This window comes from Luteolibacter sp. Y139, from assembly GCF_038066715.1.
Classification (GTDB): domain Bacteria; phylum Verrucomicrobiota; class Verrucomicrobiia; order Verrucomicrobiales; family Akkermansiaceae; genus Haloferula; species Haloferula soli.
Map to the genome: position 1 here is coordinate 506,956 of NZ_JBBUKT010000003.1, position 16,221 is coordinate 523,176.

General features: G+C 62.6%; 6 protein-coding genes. All 6 read left to right on the plus strand.

The features are described from left to right. Positions 1 to 96 precede the first annotated feature (96 nt). Positions 97 to 2,751: a DUF5060 domain-containing protein gene (locus WKV53_RS10525; RefSeq protein WP_341404540.1), complete on the plus strand. Its 2,655-nt coding sequence runs from the start codon at positions 97 to 99 to the stop codon at positions 2,749 to 2,751. Between the two features lie 423 nt (positions 2,752 to 3,174). Next, a complete protein-coding gene (locus WKV53_RS10530) occupies positions 3,175 to 8,814 on the plus strand; it encodes a PKD domain-containing protein (RefSeq protein ID WP_341404541.1) in 5,640 nt (1,879 codons plus the stop codon). A 194-nt stretch (positions 8,815 to 9,008) separates the two neighbouring features. Continuing rightward, positions 9,009 to 9,851, plus strand: a complete 843-nt coding sequence (locus WKV53_RS10535) for a PEP-CTERM sorting domain-containing protein (RefSeq protein ID WP_341404542.1) — start codon at positions 9,009 to 9,011, stop codon at positions 9,849 to 9,851. Between the two features lie 146 nt (positions 9,852 to 9,997). Beyond that, positions 9,998 to 10,864, plus strand: a complete 867-nt coding sequence (locus WKV53_RS10540; RefSeq protein WP_341404543.1) for a hypothetical protein — start codon at positions 9,998 to 10,000, stop codon at positions 10,862 to 10,864. An 804-nt stretch (positions 10,865 to 11,668) separates the two neighbouring features. Continuing rightward, positions 11,669 to 12,760, plus strand: a complete 1,092-nt coding sequence (locus WKV53_RS10545) for a ribonucleotide-diphosphate reductase subunit beta (protein ID WP_341404544.1) — start codon at positions 11,669 to 11,671, stop codon at positions 12,758 to 12,760. Positions 12,761 to 12,883: 123 nt separating this feature from the next. Continuing rightward, the gene (locus tag WKV53_RS10550) at positions 12,884 to 16,156 is read left to right on the plus strand and encodes a ribonucleoside-diphosphate reductase subunit alpha (protein WP_341404545.1); all 3,273 of its coding nucleotides are present in this window, start codon (positions 12,884 to 12,886) and stop codon (positions 16,154 to 16,156) included. Positions 16,157 to 16,221 lie beyond the last annotated feature (65 nt).

Here is a 16,221-nt window from a genome sequence, read left to right on the forward strand (position 1 = left end):
TCATCCCGCCGATGCTCCGCGACTCTTGAAACCACGGGGATTTCTTTCCGTGGAGTTCATTCCGGCACGCTTCCCGCAGCCGGATTCTCAGTCGCCATGAGTTTCCACCTCCCATCCCGACGGTTCGCGCCGTTGGCTTTCGCGCTATTGCTGTGCTCCGGCGTCGGCCAGATGGTCCGGGCGCAGCAGGGCGCTGCCTTACCGGTGGAGGGCGAGATGAAGCGCTGGCACACCCTCACCTTCGATTTCGCCGGCCCGGCCACCAGCGAATCAGCCACGCCGAATCCCTTCACCGACTACCGGATGGACGTGACCTTCACCCATCCGGCCAGCGGCGCCACGCTGCTGGTGCCGGGCTTCTTCGCCGCAGACGGCGGCGCCGCGGACAGCTCCGCCAGCTCCGGCAATGTCTGGCGCGTCCATTTCGCACCGGAACGCGTCGGCGATTGGACCTACTCGATCTCCTTCCGCAGCGGCACCAATGTGGCCACGGCCGATGGTCCCGCACCGGGCGCCAGTGCCGGCTACTTTGATGGCCTCCAAGGCTCCTTCACCATCGCGCCGAGCGACAAGACCGGCCGCGACTTCCGCGGGAAAGGACGGCTCGATTACGTCGGCCGCCATCACCTGCGCTTCGCCGGCACCGGCGAGTATTTCATGAAGGCAGGCGTCGATTCGCCGGAGAACCTGCTCTCCTACGCCGACTTCGACGGGGATTTCAAAACGGATGGCCAGAAGGACGAGCTCGTGAAGACCTGGGCACCCCACGTGGCCGATTGGCAGCCCGGCGATCCCACCTGGCAGGGCGACAAGGGCAAGGGCCTGATCGGCGCGCTGAACTACCTCGCGTCGGAAGGACTGAACTCCGTTTCCTTCCTCACCATGAACATCAACGGGGATGACAAGAACGTCTTCCCCTACACCACCTACGGCGAACGTAGTAGGCTCGATGTCTCGCGGTTGGACCAGTGGGAGACGATCTTCGAGCACGCCACGCGCAAAGGCTTTTATCTCCACTTCAAGACTCAGGAGACCGAGAACGAACTGCTGCTGGACAACGGCAATCTCGGCCCGCAGCGGAAGCTCTACTATCGCGAGCTCATCGCCCGCTTCAGCCATCACTTGGCGCTGAACTGGAACCTCGGCGAGGAGATCAACAACGCCACCACCGCCCAGAAGGCGGCGTGGGCCCAGTTCTTCCACGACAACGACCCGTATCACCACCCCATCGTCATTCACAATGGTGACCAGCACTTCGACCTGATGGGCCCGCAGTTCGCGCTCACCGGCATGTCGCTGCAGCTCAATGAGGCGAATTTCAGCGACACCTTCACGAACATTCTCCGCTACGTCCGCCGCTCGGATCAGTATGGCAAGGCATGGGTGGTAGGCTGTGATGAACCGGGCAACGCCAGCGCCAGCCTGCGCCCCGACAGCGACCCCGGCACCAGCCACACCGATGCGCGGCGCGACGCGCTCTGGGCCACCATCATGGCCGGTGGAGCAGGCTGTGAATTCTACTTCGGCTCGAATTATCCGAACTCGGACATGACCTGTCAGGACTTCCGAAGCCGGGATGCCTTCTGGGACTACTGCCGTCACGCACTGACCTTCTTCAAGGAGAACACCTTCGCCTTCGAGCTGATGTCGAATCAGAACGAGCTCGTCAGCGGCTATGGCGACAATGGCAACCGCTGTCTCGCCAAGATCGGCGACACCTACTTGATCCAGCTCCGCTCCGGCGGCACCCACACACTGGACCTCACCGGCACCACCGGCAGCTTCACGGTGAAGTGGTTCGATCCTCGCAATGGCGGCACCGCAATCCCCGCCGCCGATCTCGAAGGCGGCGGCATCGTCAGCCTCGGCAGCCCGCCCGCGAGCCCCACTGAAGACTGGATCGTGCTGGTGAAATCCACCAGCGGTGCCAGCGCCACCAATCGCGCCCCCACAGTCACCGCAGGCGCCGATCGCCAGGCCTTTCTCACCGGCGAAACGGTATCCTTCCCACTGGAGGGCGTGGTTTCGGACGATGGCTTGCCGGATCCCGCCGAGCTTGCAGTGGCGTGGACTATGGTTTCCGGCCCCGCGCCCGTCACCTTTGCCCAGCCTAACGCCGCAGCCACCCAGATCACCTTTACTACGGGCGGCACCTATGTCCTGAGCCTCGCGGCGAATGACAGCGACCTCGACGCGCATGACGAGATCACCGTGACCATCTCGCTGCCCACAGAGGGCAATCTCCCGCCGGTCTACAACGGCTACGCCTTCATCACCTCGGTCAATGAGCCTCTGTCGCTTCCCTACGGCGCGATCCTCGCCAGTGCTTCCGACCCCGACGGCGATCCGGTCTCGCCGGTCATGACCAATGGCTCGTCATCACAAGGCGGGCAAGTCGTGATGGAAGCGGGCCATCTGACCTATGCGCCCTCGATCGACTACTTCGGTCCGGATTCATTCGTGCTCACGGTGGGCGATGGCCGTGGCGGCTTCACTACGGCGACGATCACCGTGCAAGTGGCCGAAGCCGGCAGCATCCCGCCGCCGACATCATCCCCCGGCTTGCTACGAGTGGGCGAGGGCGTGATGCGCTTCCGCTACTTCGGCGCACCGGGAGCAAACTACACGCTTGAGCGCTCCACCGACTTGGCGACCTGGACCACGCTCGCAACCGACCTGAGCGGCGAGATCGACTACCTCGATACCGCAGCTCCCACAAAGGCCGCCTTCTACCGCATCGTCGCGCCGTAGCCTGCGCAAGCCTCCCGGGAGCGCCGGTCTCAAGGCCGGCCGAGTGGTCCCCGACTGCCAGATCTTGAGATCAACTCTCCCCAAAGTTGTCTCCACGGATCGACTAAATCCCGCCCTCTCAGCGCTGGATTTATCTTCAGGACAACAACAACAACACGCCGCTAAAACCCAGCATCCAAGCGGCTTCCCGGCGCATCGTGGGCAGATTGTTAGTGTTTTTTCCTCGCGGAATGCACGATTTCGGATATTAAGGAAACCCTTATCTTGCACACACGCTTACTGCGGGAAATCCCCCATTTCGCAGGTGGTGCAATCATGCGAACGCTGCCGGATTCCCCCGTTTCCCGGCCTTTTTCGCCGCGAATTTCCTGACTCCTCGAATCGCCATCCACTCCCGGAACATTCCCAAAAGCCACCTAGCTCATGTCGCCGCTTCGAGCTCTTCTCGCCAGCCTCTTCCTCACCCCCGCAGTCCACGCCGTCACACCTGTCAGCTCCACGGATATATATCAGGAGTCCGGTGGCATCCTCGTGATGGAAGCGGAGCGTACGCCCTCCTCGCTCGGCAGCGGCAGCAATCGCTGGGAACTTTATGAGCCGGGCGAAACGAACTTCGTCACCGGTGCGACCAATGACGCACACCTCGAGTTCCAAGGAAACTCCTCCAATGGCGGACCCGCCGCGGCACCGCTGACCTACAAGTTCCGCATCAACGAAGGCGGCTACTATTACATCCATATCCGCGCCCGCGCCCGCCTCGATGGCGCGACTTCGGACAAGAACAACGACTGCTACATCAAGGTCACCGGCGATAGCTACGGCGCAGGCCCGAACGCTGGCAACGCGCACCTGATGGATGCACCGCTCAGCCTGCTGACGAGCAATACCAAGCTCTACGGCGCGGGCACCACCACCTGGGGCTGGTCCGATCAACTCGACGCCGGCGGCACCGATAACAAGCGCTGGCCCGTTTACAACTTCACCTCCGGCGGCACCTACACGCTCACGATTTCCGGCCGCTCGATCAAATACAACTTCGACCGCATCGTCTTCCGAAAGTCGACGATCGCCACCGCCAGCGCCAAGTCCGCATCGCTTCCCGAGTCATCCACCACCGTCAGCAGCGGCACCGGCCAAGCGGTCTCCACACTGATGCTCGTCAATGCCGACACCGATCACGACATCGGCCCGATCACCAGCGGCATGACCATCAATCTCGCGCTCACCGGCGCGAACCTCAATGTGCGCGCAGTCACCAGCCCCTCCATCGTAGGCTCGGTGCGCTTCAGCCTCGACGGCGCGGCCGACTCGATGACCCAGAGCAGCGCGCCCTACACCCTCGGCGGAGATGGTCCGGGCGATGACTACCTGCCATGGACGCCATCGCTTGGCGGCCACACCCTGATCGCCACGCCCTACACCGCGGCCAGCGCCGGTGGCACCGCAGGCACGCCCATGACGGTGAACTTCACCGTCATCAACACGCCGCCCGGCGGATCTCCCACCGCGAACGCCGGCACCGACAAGTCGATCACGCTGCCAACCAACTCGGTCGTCATCAATGGCACCGGCACGGATACCGATACCGGCGGCTCGATCAGCGCCTACGCATGGACCCAGGTGTCCGGTCCTTCCACAGCCACGCTCTCCGGAAACACCACCGCGAACCTCACCGCCTCCGCCTTGGCTCAGGGCACCTACGTCTTCCGCCTCACCGTCACCGACAATAGCAGCCTGACCGGCTACGATGATGTCAGCGTCGTCGTGAATGCAGCAGCCGGCGTGCCGGTGGCGAATGCGGGAGCCGACAAGGCAATCACCCTACCGACCAATTCGGTCGTCATCAATGGCTCTGGCACCGACGCCGGCGGCTCGATCAGCGCTTACGCATGGACCCAGGTTTCCGGCCCTTCGACCGCCACACTGTCCGGCGCAGCCACCGCAAACCTTACCGCCTCCAACCTCGTCCAAGGCCCCTACGTTTTCCGCCTCACCGTCACCGACAATAGCGCCCTCACCGCGAGTGATGACGCGACCGTGACCGTTTCCGCCGCCTCCGGTGGCAGCGGCCAATCGGTCACCACGCTGATGCTGATCGATGCCGATACCGACAGCGAGATCGGCCCGCTCATCAATGGTGCCACCATCGACCTCGCCGTCGTCGGCGCGAACCTGAACATCCGCGCCGACACCTCGCCCTACCCCGTCGGCTCGGTGCGCTTCAGCCTGAACGATGTGGCCGACTACGCCACCCAAACCAATCCGCCCTACGCGATGGGCGGCGATGCGATCACCGACTACTGGCCATGGACGCCACCACTCGGCACCCTCACCGTCACCGCCACGCCCTACACCGGCTCAGGTGCCACCGGCACCACCGGCACACCGAAGACGGTCACCTTCACCGTAATCAATAGCCAGCTCACCGGCGACCCCGTCGCCAACGCGGGTGAGGACAAGGCTATCGTGCTGCCCACCTCCTCGGTCATCTTCAATGGCTCCGGCACCGACACCGACGGCACCATCTCCAGCTATTCCTGGTCACAGGTCTCCGGCCCGAATACCGCCACCCTTTCTAACAAAACGACCGCAAACCTCACTGCCTCCGGACTGTCTCAGGGCAGCTACCTCTTCCGCCTCACCGTCACCGACAATTCCAACAAAACGGCCACCGATGACGTGCTCTTGAACGTGCTGCCCGCCGGCAGCGGCAGCGCCTTGATCACCGGCGAGCTCAAGAAGTGGCACAAGGTCACCTTCAGCTTCACCGGCCCCACCACCAATGAAGAAGCCACGCCGAACCCCTTCACCGACTACCGCCTGAACGTCACCTTCACGCACGTCGCCAGCGGCAAGAGCTACGTGGTGCCCGGCTACTTCGCCGCGGATGGCAATGCCGCGAACACCTCCGCCACGGCCGGCAATGTCTGGCGCGTCCATTTCGCTCCGGATGAAACCGGCGCGTGGAGCTACAGCGCGGCCTTCCGCTCTGGCAGCAATATCGCCACCTCGACCAGCGCGGGCACCAGCGCCGGATACTTCGATGCCGACACCGGCACCTTCAACATCGCCGCCACCGACAAGACCGGCATCGACTTCCGCGGCAAGGGCCGCCTCGAATACGTCGGCAAGCATCACCTGCGCTTCGCCGAAACCGGCCAGTATTTCATGAAGGAAGGCACCGATGCCCCGGAGAACTTCCTCGCCTACTCCGACTTCGACGGCGACTTCAAAACCGATGGTTTCGGCGACAACTACCTGAAGAACTGGTCCGCCCATGCCTCCGACTGGCAAGCCGGCGATCCAGTCTGGCAAAGCACCAAGGGCAAGGGCCTGATCGGCGCGATCAACTACCTCGCCTCCGAAGGCCTCAATGCCTTCTCCTTCCTCACCCTGAACATCGAGGGCGATGACAAGAACGTCTTCCCCTACACGACCTACGCCGAACGCAGTAGATTCGACGTCTCGAAGCTCGACCAGTGGGAGATGATCTTCGAGCACGGCACCCGCAAGGGCATGCACCTCAATTTCAAGACCCTGGAAACCGAGAACGAGCTGATGCTCGATGGCGGCGACCTCGGCAACCAGCGCAAGCTCTACTACCGCGAGCTCATCGCCCGCTTCGGCCACAACCTCGCACTGAACTGGAACCTCGGCGAGGAGATTGATTCTGCCTCCACCTCGCAGAAGCAATCGTGGGCGCAGTACTTCTACGACGCCGATCCCTACAAGCACCCGATCGTCATCCACAATTCCACCTTCGAGCTGCACCGCGACCTGCTGGGCGATGCCTCGAAGCTCACCGGCTTTTCGCTTCAGTTGAATGAGCCGGACTTCACCGACATGTTCGCGATGACCAAGGACTACATCGACCGGTCCGACAATGCCGACCGCCCCTGGGTGGTGGCTTGCGACGAGCCCGGCGACTCGTCGTTCGCGCTTCGCCCTGATAGCGATCCCGGCACCAGCCACACCGATGCGCGGAAGAACGCGCTGTGGGGCAACATCATGGCAGGCGGCGCTGGCTGCGAGTGGTACTTCGGTTACGCACTGTCGAACTCCGACCTCACCTGCCAGGACTTCCGCAGCCGCGATTCTTTCTGGGACTACTGCCGCTACACCCTGCAGTTCCTCTCCGCCAACAATGTGCCCTTTGCCGACATGACCAACCGCAACTCGCTGGTCAGCGGCAATGGCAACAACGCCAACCGCTGCCTCGCGAAAACCGGCAGCACCTACCTCGTCCAGCTTCCCAATGGCGGCACCCACACGCTGAATCTCACCGGCACCACCGGCGGCTTCACCGTGAAGTGGTTCGATCCGCGCAATGGCGGAGCCCTGATCAATGGCCTGGCCGTCACCGGCGGCGGCACCGTTTCCCTCGGAGCTCCACCGAATAACACCACCCAGGATTGGGTCGCGCTCGTCCAATCCACCAGCGGCAGCGGAGGCGCTTCTAATCAATCACCTGTCGCCAACGCCGGCGCCGACACCTCCGCCACCCTCAGCAGTAGCTCGGTAGCCGTCAGCCTCACCGGCACCGCCACCGATGACGGCCTGCCGGAAAACTCCGTGCTCACTCGCACTTGGTCCCAAGTCTCCGGCCCCGCCGTCGTCAGCTTCTCCAGCACCACCACCGCCTCCACCACGGCGACCTTCAGCACCGCGGGCACCTATGTCCTGCGCTTCTCCGCGTCGGACGGAACGCTCAGCGCCTCGGATGACGTGACGGTAACCATCTCAGCATCGGCAACCAATCAATACCCGGTCGTCAATGCTGGCTCTGACAAGTCCACCACCCTCAGCAGCAGCTCAGTAGCCGTCAGCCTCACCGGCACCGCCACCGACGATGGCCTGCCGACCGGCTCATCACTCACCCGCACCTGGTCACAAGTCTCCGGCCCCGCCGTCGTCGGCTTCTCCAGCACCACCACCGCTACCACCACGGCCACCTTCACCGCCACGGGCACCTACGTCCTCCGCCTCTCAGGATCCGATGGCTCGCTCAGCGCCTCCGACGACGTGACTGTGACCATCTCCCCGCCCACCGGCGGCACCACCCAGCGCACCTTCACGCCGGTCCACGACGCCTACACCGAGGGCGGAGCCAACAACAACAACACCCAGCTCCGCCTCGAAAAGTCCACCACCCGGACCCGCATCACCTTCCTCCAGTTCGACCTCACCACCCTCGGCTCTGCACCATCGGCCGCCGTGGTGAAACTCACCGAAGGCGACGACACCTCATCCGGCTCGATGACCCTGCGCCTCTACGCCGCCACTTCTAACAACTGGACGGAAACCAACGTCTCCAGCACCAACCAACCCGCCAAGGGCACCCAGCTCGCCACCTTCACCGGTGACATCACGGACGGCAGGGTGATCGACTTCAACGTCGCCTCCCTCGTCACCGGCCCGGGAATCTACAGCTTCATCCTCGAGGCCGACTCCTCCACCAAGGACGTCTCCTTCGCCTCGAAGGAAAACGCCACCACCGCCGCACGCCCTTCCTTGGTAACCACCACCGCAGGCGGCGGAACCAGCAACACCGCCCCGACCTACCCCGGCACCAGCTTCTCCACCGGCCAAAACGAGCCGATCCTCATCCCCTTCACCCTGCTCCTCGCCGGCTCCTCGGATCCCGATGGCGACCCGGTCACCGTCTCCGGCGCCAGCACCACCTCCACCCGCAGTGGCTCCATCACTCTCGGCGGCGACAGCCTCACCTATACTCCCGCGAGTAGCTTCGCCGGCACCGACACCTTCTCGCTCACCGTCCAGGACGGCCGCGGCGGCTCCACCACCGGCACCGTGACCATGCAGGTCATCGGGAACGATGGCATCGCCGGCTTCGCCCCGCCCGTCCTCCAGCGCATCACCGGAAACCAGATCCGCATGACCTTCACCGGCGCGCCCGCCACCAGCTACCGCTTCGAGCGCTCCACCAATCTCACCTCGTGGACCACCCTCCAGACGCTCACCTCCGGCTCCAACGGACAGGTCCAATTCACCGACCCAACCCCGCCCACCGGCAAGGCCTACTACCGCCTCGCCACCCCCTGAAATCGGCACCCGCAAGACGGCGTCCAATCATCGATTTTGGCGCGCTTTGTTTAAGCGATACGGAAAGTCACTTTCCCGATCATCGCGACTCCAATCTAACGGCGGCAAGGCCCCCATGGGCACCTGTGTTAAGATCTTGCAAGTGAGATGGAGACAAGTTATGCGCCCCCGACTTTTCCGGTCGCCGCCGTTAAATGAATTACGTCACTTTTGCACTGCCAGTCATCGTCGCTTCGAGCATCGGCACCGCCGCAGTGGTGAACGTCGACATGACTACCGCCACCAGCTCCGGCTACACCGGTCTCGGTGCCGCTCCGGATCTGGCCGGAAACCAAGTCTGGAATGCCATCCAGTACAATGGCTCCTCTGGCTCGCTCACGGCCAATGATCTGGTCGACTCCACCGGCGCGGCGACCTTGGTCGATTTCAGCCTCGGCGGCCTCGATACGCTCAATGGCGAGGGCGCCCAGAACCCCGCTGGCCAGATGGAGCGCCAGGGCGGCTTCACTGGCCTCATGCGTGACTACGTCCGGGTGGACGGCGTGAGCTCGGGCGTCGTCGCCACCGCCACCGGCAACTTCTCCGGCCTGGTGGTCGGAGCCAGCTATGATCTCTACTTCTACGGGCAGGGAGAACATTTCACCACGGGCTCCAGCAGCCTGCTCCGCGGCCAAAATACCCTCTTCACTGTCAACGGCACCTCCAAGCAAACCTCGTGGGACGGTGTGGCTGGCGGTGACGGCTTCTTGGTCGAAGGCATCGAGTATGTGAAATTCACCGCCGTCGCGACTGATGGCGGAGGATTGGGCGGCGTCATCAATTTCTCCTTTTCCAACGTCGTGGCCACCGGCTCCACGCCCAATGCCGCCACAGATCTCGTGACAAACGGGAATACCCCACCCAGCAACACCGCCTCCCGCTACGGCGCCCTGAATGGCGTCCAGCTGGTTCTGGTTCCCGAGCCTTCCTCCGCTTTGATCGGAATGCTCGGCATGGCCGCGCTCCTGCGCCGCCGCCGGCCTGACCGCTCTTGGTGATCCGCCGGACAGCTCCCGGCAAGCTCTGCGCAGCTGTGCAACTCTCTGATATTACGGATTTCCTGACTATTTACCTCGGATTTGGACCTTGCTTCTGTTAGCTTCAAACGCTAGAAACCGGACGCCTGTTCCACCCCGAGTTTCCCATGAAACCCCTCCCCTTTCTAGCCGGCACCACCCTTGCCTGGTTGAGCGGACCTGCCATGGCCGCAGTCGTCAATTTCGACTTCAACCTACGTCTCCCCGGCGACGACAATTCAAACGTCGCCACCGACACCTATGAAGGTCTCGGCGCCGCGCCGGATTCGGCATCGAATACGCATTGGAATAGTGTTCGCCGCACCAGCAGCACCAACGTTTCCAGCGCTTCCGGCATCAACAGTCCCATTCTGGACTCCGCCGGTCTGTCCACCACCGTGGACGTGCACATCACCACCACCTTGGGGCTCGCCGGCATCGGCCACGAGCGCAGCGTCGGCATGCAGGAGCTGGGAACCGCGGGTGCCTACACGAACTTGATGGGCGATTTCATCCAGCTCGACGCCGCCGGAGTCGACACGGGCGCGGTGGCCACCGCCAATGGCCTCTTCGACGGCCTCATCATCGGAGCCGTCTACGACATCTACTTCTACTGCCAGGGCGAACTCTACGGCGCGGGCGGCAACATCAATTCCGGCCAAAACGGCCTCTTCGCCATCACCGACTCCGCCGGTACGGTCACCGGCACGCCCGAACAAACCGGCTGGAGCCCGAGCAACGGCGTCTTCACCGAAGGCGTCGAGTACGTGAAGCTCACTGCCACCGCCGATAACTCGGGCCGGATCTTCTTCATCTGGCAAAACGTCGTCGCCGGCGTGAACGTCGCCACTGACTTCGCCCCCGACGCCACCGGCGGATCCACCGACTACTCCGCCCTGAATGGCATCCAGATCGTCCAGGTCGTCCCCGAAGCCTCCTCCGCCCTCCTCGGAATGCTCGGCCTGACCGGACTCCTCGCCCGTCGCCGCCGCTGATTCGATTTTCAGCCCGGCCTCACGGCTCCTTCTCTTTCCCAACACCCCGGAAGGCTCGTCCTTCCGGGGTGTTTCGTTTGCCACTGGGAGCGCGGAAGTGGAGCGCAGCGGAAGTAGTCCGGGCCATTCCCATTCTTCCGGACAATTCATTCCGCCCGAATGGCCCCCAACTGCCGCCCTCATCCTCCAACTCCCACCCACCCCGCTCTCCTCCATCCATTCATCCACCGCCGAAATTTTTCCTTCCACAAGCCTCACCACCCCCGTGGCCGTTTCAAACCCCTCTCCATCTCCTCCTCAACTCCAATACCCTGCAACGCCGTTGCCGATTTTCCCCCTCGCGGTTTTCCCTCCTACCCCAATCAACCGCGACTCCCATCGCCCCTCCTTCGGAACACCGTAAGATTTTCAACGCCTTCCCTAGAGCCATCTCGCTCCGCCAGCTCCGCTAAAAATTTCAGCCCATCCCGCCGGAATTTTTAGAACGCTCCGCAAGCGATTTTTACCAAAAAATTTCGCACACCTAGGCCCCGCCGGAGAAAACCCGGGCTCTCTTTCACGAGTCCCACATTTTGCGGGCATTGATGGATTTCCGTGCGATTGTCAAGGTTGCTCCAAAACGATCACCATACCACAGGTAGTATTGTTAATAATTTGTGGATACTATATGGACAGAATCGGCTTGAGCCTTGCTCTCGATTCGGGCAGTCTCCGCAACGCTGTGTCCGCGCCAGCCGGCCAAGCCGGAAAGGCCGGGAAATCACCCGAAAGCTTCCTGAAAACGTCAGTTCCGTCGCCCTCCTAATGTCCGCCGCCACCACCACCATCACTCTCGGAGCCCGCACCTTCGTCCTCGACCGCGAAAAAGCCGAGCAGGCTTTCGCCGCCAAGAAGGTCATCAACGGTCGCGAGACCATGTTCTTCAACATCCTCCCGCTGAAGTACCAGTGGGCGTACGACCTGTACAAGACGATGAAGAACAACCACTGGGAGCCCGAGGACATCACCATGCAAAAGGATGTCGAGCAGTGGCGCTCGGACGAAATCAGCGACGTCGAGCGGTGGATCATCAAGATGGGCATCGGCTACTTCTCCGCCGCCGAAGGCATCGTCGGGGACAATGTCCTCCACGTCGTCCGCGAGGTCGTCACCGCCCCCGAGCTGAAGCTCGTCCTCGGCCGCCACGCCCATGAGGAAAACATCCACGCGGATAGCCTCGTCTACATGCTCTCCTCGCTCGGCCTGAATCCCCACGAGTGCGAGGCCATGTTCGAGGACGTCCCCTCGATCACCGCGAAGAACCACTTCGTCGTCTCCAACAGCCGCGCCCTCCGCCGCGATATCGACCTCACCGTCACCGCGAACAAGCAGGCACTCGCCAAGAACATCTTCATGTTCGGCCAGGTCATGGAAGGCACCCAGTTCTACGGCCTCTTCGGCATGATCCTCAGCCTCTACCGCCAGAATAAGTTCCCGGGCATCGGCCAGATGTTCCGCTACACCCTGCGCGATGAGTCGAACCACATCGAGGTCTTCCGCAATCTCCTCATGGACCTCGTCGACGAAAACCCCGACATCTGGACCGAGGACTTCCGCGAAGACCTCCGCGGCACCATGGCCGAGGGCATCCGCCTCGAGAAGCAGTTCATCCGCGACTGCCTCCCCGTCGCCGGCCTCGGCCTGAACTCCGCCGACTTCGAGACCTACATCGACTACATCGCCGACCGCCGCCTCACCTCCTGCGGCCTCGCCCCGCTCAATGAGTCCGTCACCAACCCCTTCCCCTGGTTGGCCGAAATGATGGACATCAAGAAGGAGACCAACTTCTTCGAAGGCCGCGTCACCGAGTACCAAAAGGCCTCCGCCCTCAGCTCCGTCGACGACGACGAGCTCTAACACTTTCCGATGGAGCCCATCTGTCCAATGGGCTCCATCCGCTTGCTAATAAAACTCCCGCCTCTCTCAAAAAACACCTCCCTGCCTCTCTTCTCCGAACTCTTTTCCCACCCTTAGCTCGCCATGTACCGTGCCGTTAATCCTGACGAAGATCTCCTGCTGAAGCAGGTCATCACTGACCGCTTCACCATCCCAGCAACCGACCGCGCCTTCTCATGGCGCGAGGTGCTTTCCGTTGAACGGCGCAAGCCGATCACCGACATCATCGTCACCCGCGGCAACGAAGACACTCACTTCTCCCTCGAAGACGTCGCGGACGCGATCGGCGAATCCCTCGCCGACCTCCTCATCTCCCGCCAGGCCGACGAGAAGTCCATCTTCTCGGACGTGAACCGCAAGTTCGTCTCGGACGTCGCCCACGCCGTCGCGAACTCCCTCACCAAGTCCCTCGACGAAGGCGGTCGCCTCCGCCTCTCGGAAGCCGACCTCTACCTCCTCATCGAAAAGGCCCTCCTTGAAAACGAGGCCTACGATGTCGCGAAGTCCCTCGCCTTCCGCCGCTCCATGGAGAAGACCGGCCACGTCGACGTCCACTCCAGCCCGCACGCCCTGCCCGTCCGCCTCATCCGCCGCAGCGGCAATGTCGTCCCATGGTCCGAGACCAAGATCGAGATCGCCGTCCGCAAGGCCTTCCTCACCATCAAGGAAAACCCCGAGGCCGCCGTCGATATCGCCAAGGCCGTCACCGAGCGCATCCGCCGCGGTGACCAATCCTTCGTCCACATCGAGGACGTTCAGGATATGGTCCAGGAGGAACTCATGCGCCAGGGCCGCTTCAAGGCCGCCGAGCACTACATCCTCTACCGCGCCCAGCGCGCCCGCCTCCGTATCGAGCAGGAGGAAAGCGCCGAGGACCCGAACCAGGAGTTCATGGTCACCGTCACCACCGACGATGGCCGCGCCTCCTTCTGGGACGGCACCGAGCTCAAGAAACGCATCGCCTACGCCTCCACCGGCCTCGACCTCTGCCTCGATGAAGCCGAGATCGAGCGCGAGCTCCGCCGCTCCGTCGGCTCGGAGATCTCCGAGAAGGACCTCAAGAACACCATCATCCTCAATGCCAAGGCCCTGATCGAGAAGGACGCCGATTTCGCGAAATTCGCCGGCCGCATCCTCCTCTCCTTCATCTATGAGGAAGTGCTGGACTGGAGCATCTCCCGCGATGGCATCCACAAGCTCAAGCAAGCCCACAAGCTCGCCTTCAAGAGCTACCTGAAGCACGGCGTCGCCATCAAGCGCCTCAGCCCCGAGCTCCTCGATGTCTATGACCTCGACAAGCTCGCCGAAGCCTTCGACCCCACCGCCGACCTCGACTTCGACTACCTCGGCATCCAGACCCTGTATGACCGCTACCTCATCGTCGATAAGACCGGTAGCAAGCCACGCCGCCTGGAAACCCCGCAGTTCTTCTGGATGCGCGTCGCCATGGGCCTCTTCAAGAAAGAGGAAAAGGACCGCGAGGGCTGGGCCATCCGCCTCTACAATCTCTACAAGGGCCGCCGCTTCTGCTCCTCCACCCCGACTCTCTTCAACTCGGGCACGCTCCACTCGCAGCTCTCCTCCTGCTACCTCTACAAGGTCGACGACTCCATCGAGAGCATCATGATCCGCGGCATCGCGGAGAATGCCTTCCTCTCAAAGTGGGCCGGCGGTCTCGGTGGCTCGTGGACCTCCGTCCGCGGCACCGGTGGCTACATCCAGGGCACCAATGGCGAGTCCCAGGGCATCATCCCCTTCCTCAAGCTCCACAATGACCAGCTCGTCGCCGTGAATCAGGGCGGCAAGCGCCGCGGCTCCGGCTGCGCGTATCTGGAAACGTGGCACAATGACATCGAGGACTTCCTCGAGCTCCGCAAGAACACCGGCGACGAGCGCCGCCGTTGCCACGACATGAATACGGCCAACTGGATCCCGGACCTCTTCATGAAGCGCATGGAGGACCGCGGCGTCTGGACCCTCTTCCGCTCGAATGAAGTCCCGGACCTCCACGACCTCTACGGCAAGGCCTTCGAGCAGCGCTACACCGAGTACGAGAAGATGGCGCTCGAAGGGAAGATCTGGTCCCGCCAGTTCCCCGCCATCGATCTCTGGAAGAGCATGCTGAAGATGCTCTTCGAGACCGGCCACCCATGGATCACCTTCAAGGATCCTTGCAATGTCCGCTCCCCGCAGGACCACGTTGGCGTCATCCACTCCAGCAATCTCTGCACCGAGATCACGCTGAATACCTCGGATGAAGAGACCGCCGTCTGCAATCTCGGCTCCGTCATCCTCGACACCCACATGACCCGGGACGGTGCCATCGACCACGAGATGCTGAAGGAGACCGTCACCGTCGCCATCCGCGCCCTCGACAACGTCATCGATATCAACTTCTACCCGACCCAGGCCGCTCTCACCGCCAATAGCCGCCACCGCCCCATCGGCCTCGGCGTCATGGGCCTCCAGAATGCCCTCTATAAGCGGAACCTCGCCTTCGCCTCCGACGCCGCCGTCGAGTTCAATGACGAGTTCATGGAAGCCATCGCCTACTACGCCTACAGCGCTTCCAGCGACCTCGCCGCCGAAGTCGGCACCTACTCCTCCTACAAGGGCTCCAAGTGGGACCGCGGCCTCCTCCCGCAGGACACCGTCGACCTCCTCGAGGACGAGCGTGGCCGCAAGATCGATGTCCCCCGCGGCGGCAAGATGGATTGGTCCGTCGTCCGCGAAAAGATCGCCAAGCACGGCATGCGGAACTCGAACGTCCTCGCCATCGCCCCGACCGCGACGATCTCGAATATCGTCGGCACCACCCCCTGCATCGAGCCGAACTACAAGAACCTCTACGTGAAGAGCAATCTCAGCGGCGACTTCATCGTCCTGAATGCCGAGCTCGTGAAGGACCTCAAGAAGGCCGGCCTCTGGGGCCAGGAAATGCTCGATCAGCTCAAGTACTTCGACGGCGAACTCGATTCCATCGACGACATCCCCGAGGCGCTCAAGCACAAGCACAAGACCGTCTTCGGCATCGGCCACGAATACATCGTCGACGCCGCCGCCCGCCGCCAGAAGTGGATCGACCAGAGCCAGAGCGTGAACCTCTTCCTCGCCACCCCGGACATGAAGACCCTCTCCCACATGTACCGCCGCGCCTGGGACAAGGGCCTCAAGACCACCTACTACCTCCGCACCCTCCAAGCCTCCAACATCGAGAAAGCCACCATCGACGTCAAAAAAGAGGTCCGCGGAGGCATGGCCGCCGCCACAGGCGGCAAAACCTACACCGCCGAAGAAAAGAACGCCTGCTCCATCGAAGCCATGATGAACGGCGGGACTTGCGAAGCCTGCCAGTAGTCCAGGCGGTTTTGCCTTCTATCCGGATTCGATCGCGCCTCTGTTTAACCTCTCCAGTTCTCTAA

Bases quoted from the DNA above. Each gene is read 5' to 3' on its own strand.
- WKV53_RS10545 (WP_341404544.1), top strand. From the start codon at position 11,669: ATGTCCGCCGCCACCACCACCATCACTCTCGGAGCCCGCACCTTCGTC.
- WKV53_RS10530 (WP_341404541.1), top strand. From the start codon at position 3,175: ATGTCGCCGCTTCGAGCTCTTCTCGCCAGCCTCTTCCTCACCCCCGCA.
- WKV53_RS10535 (WP_341404542.1), top strand. From the start codon at position 9,009: ATGAATTACGTCACTTTTGCACTGCCAGTCATCGTCGCTTCGAGCATC.
- WKV53_RS10550 (WP_341404545.1), top strand. From the start codon at position 12,884: ATGTACCGTGCCGTTAATCCTGACGAAGATCTCCTGCTGAAGCAGGTC.
- WKV53_RS10540 (WP_341404543.1), top strand. From the start codon at position 9,998: ATGAAACCCCTCCCCTTTCTAGCCGGCACCACCCTTGCCTGGTTGAGC.
- WKV53_RS10525 (WP_341404540.1), top strand. From the start codon at position 97: ATGAGTTTCCACCTCCCATCCCGACGGTTCGCGCCGTTGGCTTTCGCG.